The organism is Aeromicrobium sp. (genome assembly GCF_047606445.1).
Taxonomy (GTDB): domain Bacteria; phylum Actinomycetota; class Actinomycetes; order Propionibacteriales; family Nocardioidaceae; genus Aeromicrobium.
This window is the reverse complement of the sequence record NZ_JASGEK010000047.1, coordinates 1-6296: the sequence shown is the minus strand read 5'-3', so window position 1 is coordinate 6296 and position 6296 is coordinate 1. Positions and strand designations below refer to the sequence as shown.

Annotated in this window: 6 protein-coding genes and 1 pseudogene; 2 read left to right on the top strand and 5 right to left on the bottom strand. The window is 70.3% G+C overall.

Translation table 11 applies throughout. From position 1 onward, the window contains the following. The first annotated feature begins 197 nt into the window (after positions 1 to 197). Positions 198 to 1385 (top strand): MFS transporter, encoded by a 1188-nt coding sequence (locus tag QM621_RS09265; protein WP_414990090.1) that lies wholly within the window; start codon positions 198 to 200, stop codon positions 1383 to 1385. A 65-nt stretch (positions 1386 to 1450) separates the two neighbouring features. Beyond that, a complete protein-coding gene (locus tag QM621_RS09260; RefSeq protein WP_414990089.1) occupies positions 1451 to 1789 on the top strand; it encodes a hypothetical protein in 339 nt (112 codons plus the stop codon). Here QM621_RS09260 and QM621_RS09255 read toward each other — a convergent pair. From QM621_RS09255 to QM621_RS09235, 5 genes and pseudogenes are all read right to left on the bottom strand, one after another. Next, positions 1771 to 2739, bottom strand: a complete 969-nt coding sequence (locus QM621_RS09255) for a sulfate/molybdate ABC transporter ATP-binding protein (RefSeq protein WP_414990088.1) — start codon at positions 2737 to 2739, stop codon at positions 1771 to 1773. The two genes, QM621_RS09260 and QM621_RS09255, sit on opposite strands and share 19 nt — an antisense overlap. A gap of 13 nt (positions 2740 to 2752) precedes the next feature. Next, on the bottom strand, positions 2753 to 4039 hold the full coding sequence (locus QM621_RS09250; protein WP_414990087.1) for a sulfate ABC transporter permease subunit: 1287 nt from the start codon (positions 4037 to 4039) through the stop codon (positions 2753 to 2755). Continuing rightward, positions 4032 to 4874, bottom strand: coding sequence for a sulfate ABC transporter permease subunit CysT (gene cysT / locus QM621_RS09245; RefSeq protein ID WP_414990086.1), 843 nt, complete (start codon positions 4872 to 4874; stop codon positions 4032 to 4034). Before cysT ends, QM621_RS09250 begins: the two co-directional genes overlap by 8 nt. Before the next feature lie 61 nt (positions 4875 to 4935). Next, positions 4936 to 6042, bottom strand: coding sequence for a sulfate ABC transporter substrate-binding protein (locus QM621_RS09240; protein WP_414990085.1), 1107 nt, complete (start codon positions 6040 to 6042; stop codon positions 4936 to 4938). A gap of 148 nt (positions 6043 to 6190) precedes the next feature. After that, positions 6191 to 6296, bottom strand: a pseudogene (locus QM621_RS09235) (IS5/IS1182 family transposase); the annotation flags it as partial.

The following is a 6296-nucleotide window of genomic DNA, read 5'->3' as shown; positions in this document are numbered from 1 at the left end:
TCGATGAACGCGACACCTTGACCAACACCTCACGCTGGGAGGCGGAGACCTTCAAGGGGGCTGCCGGAGAACGCATGCTCCATCCTACAACACAAACAGATACCTATTTGCGAGCCACACCACTAGATCGAGTGCGGTGTGAGAGGCGCCACCGCGCTCTGGGGAATGGGTGCGGTCAGCAACGTCTTGAACTGAGGGTGACGAGTAGCGACGCCCTCCCGGAGACCACGCCCCGTGCCCACCACCTCGGATGGGCGCTGCTGGCGCTGGCGATGGGCGGGTTCGCCATCGGGACGACCGAGTTCATGACGATGGGGCTGCTGTCGCAGATCGCCGACGGCATCGACGAGTCCATCCCGACCACCGGCCATATCATCACCGCCTATGCCGCCGGCGTGGTCGTCGGCGCGCCGTTGCTCGTGGCGCTCGCCGCCCGGCTGCCGCGCCGCGGACTCGCCGTCGCGCTCGTGCTGGCGCTGGGCGTCGGCAACGCCCTCACCGCGCTGGCCAGCAGCTACGCGCCCGTCATGCTCGCCCGCTTCGTCGCCGGGCTGCCGCACGGCGCCTACTTCGGCGTCGCCTCGCTCATCGCCGCGTCCCTGGTCGTGCCCGAACGACGCGGCCGCGCGGTCAGCTCGGTCATGCTCGGACTCTCGGTGGCGACCGTCGCGGGCGTCCCGGCGAGCACCTGGCTCGGCCAAGGGCTCGGCTGGCGCAGCGCCTATTGGGTCGTCCTGGCCGTCTCAGCGCTCGCCGCGTTGCTCATCGTGGCCTTCGTCCCCGCGACCCCCGGCAATCCGCGCGCGACCGTCCGCCAGGAGCTTTCCGCGCTCGCCTGTCCACACGTGCTGATCGCGGCCGCCACGGGCATGATCGGCTTCGGTGGCGTCTTCGCCATGTACAGCTACGTCGCGCCGCTGGTGACCGACGAGGCCGGAGCGCCCGAGCGCGCCGTCCCGCTGTTCCTGCTGTCGTTCGGCGTCGGCTCGGTCGTCGGCACCTGGGCCGCCGGACGCATGGCCGACTGGGACGTCTGGCGCTCGGTCGTCATCGGCTTCGCCGTGTCCGTCGTGACGCTGCTGCTCGTCGTGCCACTGGCCGGATCGGCGTGGGCGCTCGGCGGACTCGTCTTCGTCGTCGGCCTCCTCGGCTCCCTGCTCGCCATCAACCTGCAGATCCGGTTGATGCAAGAGGCCGGGGACGCCGAGATGCTGGGCGCGGCGCTCAACCACTCCGCGCTCAACGTCGCCAACGGCCTCGGCGCCTGGCTCGGATCGATCGTCATCGCCGCAGGGCAGGGCTACCGGGCGCCCAGCCTCGTCGGCGCGGGCTTGGCGCTGGGGGGTCTGCTGATCTTCGTCGCCGGGACACGACAGTCGCGATAACCGCTGGTCACGGCCCGCCTCGGTAGAATTCCCTCCGTCCACCGTCGTCGGGGTGAGGAAGGGGCATGTGGGTCTTTCGCCGCCGGGAACGTCCGGGTAAGCACCGCAAGAGCCGTCACGAGCCGGTCGTGCTCGTGCGCGACGGCGCCTTCGACGTGATCCTCGACGGCTACGCCCCGCCGACCTCGCGCCCCGACATCACCTGGCGGGTCTGCGCGCTGACCGGCTACGGCCCCGCGCTCGCGGTGAACGTCGTCGACCATCTGCCGGCGGTCGTGACGCGCCGCGCCGACCGCTATCAGGCCGAGGCCGCCCGTCGCGCGTTGGAGCGCAAGGGCGGCGACGTCCGGCTGCGACGGGTCGGCTCGGGGCCGTTGGAGACGCGTCAGCCCGCGACCGTCTGAGCGCCCGCCTGCGGACGCAGCCAGACCCGGTCGCCGACGTGCAGGCCGAGGGCGTTCGCCTCGGTCCGGGTCAGCGACACCAGGACCGGCTCGGGGCTCGTGGCGTCGTCCGGCGTGACCTCCAGGCGCACCTCGAAGCCCACCCGCGTCCACCGGGTGATCTCGCCGGTCGCCGTCGCGGCCTGCTCGTGGCGGGAGATCTCGATGTCGTGCGGGCGGATCAGCTCGCCGCCGAGCCGGGTGACGGGGCCGAGGAAGCTCAGCACGAACTCGCTGGCCGGACGGTCGTAGAGGTCGTCGGGGGAACCGATCTGCTCGATCTTGCCGTTGTTGATGACGACGATCTGGTCGGCGACCTCCAGAGCCTCCTCCTGGTCGTGGGTGACGAACACGGTCGTCACGTGGACCTCGTCGTGCAGGCGGCGCAGCCAGTCGCGCAGTTCCTTGCGGACCTTCGCGTCGAGCGCGCCGAAGGGCTCGTCGAGCAGCAGCACGCTCGGCTCGATGGCGAGCGCGCGGGCGAGCGCCATGCGTTGACGCTGACCGCCTGACAGCTGGGACGGCAGCCGCTGCGCGAACTGGGTCAGGTGCACCAGTTCCAACAGCTCGGTCACCTTCGCGGCCACCTCGGGCCGCGGCTTCTTGCGGATCTCCAGACCGAAGGCGACGTTGCGCGCCACCGTCAGGTGCTTGAAGGCCGCGTAGTGCTGGAAGACGAAGCCGACGTTGCGCTTCTGCACCGGCAGGTGGGTCGCCTCCTGGCCCTCGATCACGACCGAGCCGCTGTCGGCGCTCTCCAATCCGGCGATGATGCGCAGCAGGGTCGTCTTGCCGCCGCCGCTCGGGCCGAGCAGAGCGGTCAGCTGGCCGCTCGGGATGGACAGGTTGATGTCGTCGAGGGCGACGAAGTCGCCGAAGCGCTTGTTGACGCTGGACACCTCAATGCTCATGGCGGTATTCCGATCAGTGGTGACGCTGCGCACGGGCGCGCAGGATGGAGACGACGATGATGCTGACCACCGAGATGCTGGCCAGGATGAAACTGATGGCGTAGGCGGCCTCGTGGTCGAAGTTGAGGTAGCGCTCCTCGACCACGAGCGTGGCGGTACGGGTCTGCTCGGAGATGTTGCCCGAGACGATCTTGACCGCGCCGAACTCGCCGAGCGAGCGGGCGAGCGTCAGCACGACGCCGTAGACCACGCCCCACTTGATCGCCGGGAGGGTGATCCGCCAGAAGGCCTGCCAGCTGCTCGCGCCGAGGCTGAACGCGGCCTGCTCCTGCTCGGTGCCGATCTCTTTGAGCACCGGGACCACCTCGCGGATCACCAGCGGCAGCGAGACGAAGGCGGTCGCCAGGACGATGCCGGGCAGCGCCCAGATGATCTGGACTCCGGCGCCCGCCAGACCCTCGCCGAGCCAGCCGTCGCGGCTGCCGTAGACGAGGACGAGCGCGAGGCCGACGACGATCGGCGAGACCGACAGGGGGATGTCGAGCAGCGCGTTGAGCAGCCGTTTGCCGGGGAACTCGTAGCGCACGATCAGCAGCGACACGGAGATGCCGAAGACCGTGTTGACCACGACGGCGGCGATGGCGGCGATCACCGTCAACTGGAGGGCGTGGGTGAACTCGGGGTCGCCTGCCAGGCCGACGAAGGCGGTGAATCCGTTCTCGAAGGCGTTCGTCGCCACGAGCGCGACCGGCCAGGCGACGAGCAGCAGCACGTAGCCGAGGGCGATCGTGCGCAGCGCCACCCGCACCGCCGAGCCGCGCTGGGCGGCGACGAAGCGGTGGGCCGGGACCGGGACGCCGCTCGCCACGACACTGGACACGGCCTTGTCGGGCAGACTCCGGCCGCCCTTGTCCCACAGCGGCCACAACAGCAGCACGCCTGCGGAGAGGCCGCCGACGGCCGACTTCACGAGGAAGCGGACTGCTCCGGCGCGCGTGCCGAGCGGTGCCTGCGTGGCCGGGTCGACGGTGGTGAGGTCGAGCAGCCGCTTGCCGACCGACTGGCCGGAGCGGCCCTCGCGCACGCCGCCGTTCCAGACGGCCCAGGTGAGGGTCGCGACGACGGCAACGACCCGCAGGACGCCGCCGACCGGGCTCTGGCCGGTGGGGTTGTCGGCGCTGAGGTCGTCGATGAGCGCCGCGAGCGCGGCGATGGCGCCGAACAGGACGGCCGCGAGGGCGGTGTCGACGGCGAAGGCCGCCGCGCGCCGGCCGAACGGGGCGGGGGAGACGTCAGCCACGGCGGGCCACCCTTCGCTGGATGATGTCGAGGATCACGATGACGGCGAAGGAGACCACGAGCAGCACGGTCGCGGTGGCGGCCGCGCCGGCCGGGTTGTCGTTCTCGATCGCCGACAGGATGCGCACGCTGGTCACCTCGGAGCGGAACGGGAGGTTGCCCGACAGCAGCACGAGCGAGCCGTACTCGCTGACGCCGCGGGCGAAGGACAGCGCCGCCCCGGCCGCGATGGCCGGCGCGAGGCTCGGCAGCAGGATGCGGCGGAAGGTGGTCAGCCGGCTCGCGCCGAGCGAGGCGGCCGCCTCCTCGACGTCGGTGTCGAGCTCCTCGAGCACCGGCTGCACGGCCCGCACCACGAACGGCAGCGTCACGAAGGCGAAGGCCAGGTAGACCGACGCCGCGCTGTTCGACAGCTGGAGGCCGAGCGGGCTGTTCGCACCGTAGAGCGAGACGAGCACGAGGCCCGCGACGATCGTCGGCAGCGCGAAGGGCACGTCGATGAGGACGTTGAGGACGTTCTTGCCGGGGAAGTCGTCGCGCACCAGCACCCAGGCGATGACCGTGCCGGTGACGACGTTGAGCAGTGTGACGGCGGCCGACGCGGTGACGGTGAGCCGGATGGCGTGGGCGGTCTGCGGGCTGGTCACCTCGCGCCAGAAGCCCTCCCAGCCGCCCGCCGCGGCCGTCGCGATGACGGCCGCGAGCGGGATCAGCACCAGCAGGCTGAACCACAGCATGGTCACGCCGAGCCCGAGTCCGGAGGCGCCGGTCAGGGTGGTCGACAGGATCGGCCGGGACCGTCTGGGTTGGTCGTCGGTCGTCGTGGGGGAACTCACGCGTCTCTCCTGTCGGTGGCGGGTGGCGCGGGTGGCGCGGGCGGTGGGGCTGGGGCTGGGGTTACTGGGTGGCCTTGCCGGACTTCTCGATGGACAAGGTCACGATGCCCTTCGGGACGCCCTCCTTGCTGCCGTCGGCGAAGAGCTTGTCGCCGATGCCGTCCCAGCCCGGCCCGCCGAAGTTCTTCTCCAGGGTCAGCAGGTTCTCGATCTCGGGGTAGGGGTCGGAGGCGTCGCGCGCGCCCTCGATGTCGGACGGCTCGAGGCCGTACTCCTCCAGGTCCACGACGCCGGGGTGGGCGGTGTTCACGGGGCGGAATCCCTTGAGCGCGAACTCCTTCTGGCCGTCCTCGCTGAGCACGAAGTCGAGCCAGTCGCTCGCGGCGGGCGTGGCGTCGGTGAGCACGGCGCCGGGATTCTCGATGAGCAGGGTCGTCTCGGGGATGACGTACTCGAAGCCCTCGCCGCTCTGCTCGGCCAGGATCGCCTCGTTCTCATAGGCGAGCAGCACGTCGCCGGTGCCGTCGAGGAAGCTCGTGGTGGCGTCGCGCCCGCTGTTGGTCAGCACCTCGACGTTGGCGAAGAGCGCGTCGAGGAAGGCCGTGGCCTCGGCCTCGCTGCCGCCGTTCTCGGTGATGTGGCCCCACGCGGCCAGGGCGTTCCAGCGGGCCGCGCCGGAGGAGGCCGGGTTCGGGGTGACGATCTTGACGCCGGGCTTGACGAGGTCGTCCCAGCCCTGGATGTTCTTCGGGTTGCCCTCGCGCACGCCGAGCACGACGACCGAGGTGGACACGATGCCCTTGTTCTCGCCGTCGTCCCAGGTCTCGTCGACGAGGCCGGCCTTGACGAGGCGGTCGACGTCGCTGGCGACCGAGAAATGCACGTAGTCGGCCTTCTGCCCGGCCTCGACGTTGCGGCTCTGCTCGCCCGAGGCGCCGTAGGAGGTCTTGAAGCTGACGCCCTTGCCCTCGTCGGTCTTGTTGAAGGCCTCGCCGATGGCTTTGTTGGCGGCTTCCGGGACGGCGAAGCCGACGATGTTGATGGTCTCGTCGGAGCCCTCGTCGCCGCCGCGCAGGAAGAAGTATCCCGCGACCAGGGCGGCGACGACCAGGGCGATGACGGCGTAGAGCCCGGTGCGGGACTGTCTGCCGAGGATGTCGTCGGACATGGTGGGTGGTCCTGTTCTCTGGTCGAGGCCAGTTCGCCTCGGGTGAGCCACCAACTTAGGGACGCCACGACGCTCTTCCCGCAGTTCTCGAAATATGAGACGGTGTGACGGATGGTGAGATGAGCGGCTAAGAAGTTCCGCCAGTAGGTCACGGTCGTCGGGCTGGCCGGCTATCCCAGCGGTGGGTGGTCCAGGCGATGCGGATGAGGCGGCGGATGATGATGATCGTGTTGGCGAGGGCGATGAACGCTTCG

Excerpts from the sequence above, each read along its gene's own strand:
- QM621_RS09260 (WP_414990089.1), top strand. The coding sequence starts at position 1,451 with ATGTGGGTCTTTCGCCGCCGGGAACGTCCGGGTAAGCACCGCAAGAGC.
- QM621_RS09255 (WP_414990088.1), bottom strand. The coding sequence starts at position 2,739 with ATGAGCATTGAGGTGTCCAGCGTCAACAAGCGCTTCGGCGACTTCGTC.
- QM621_RS09240 (WP_414990085.1), bottom strand. The coding sequence starts at position 6,042 with ATGTCCGACGACATCCTCGGCAGACAGTCCCGCACCGGGCTCTACGCC.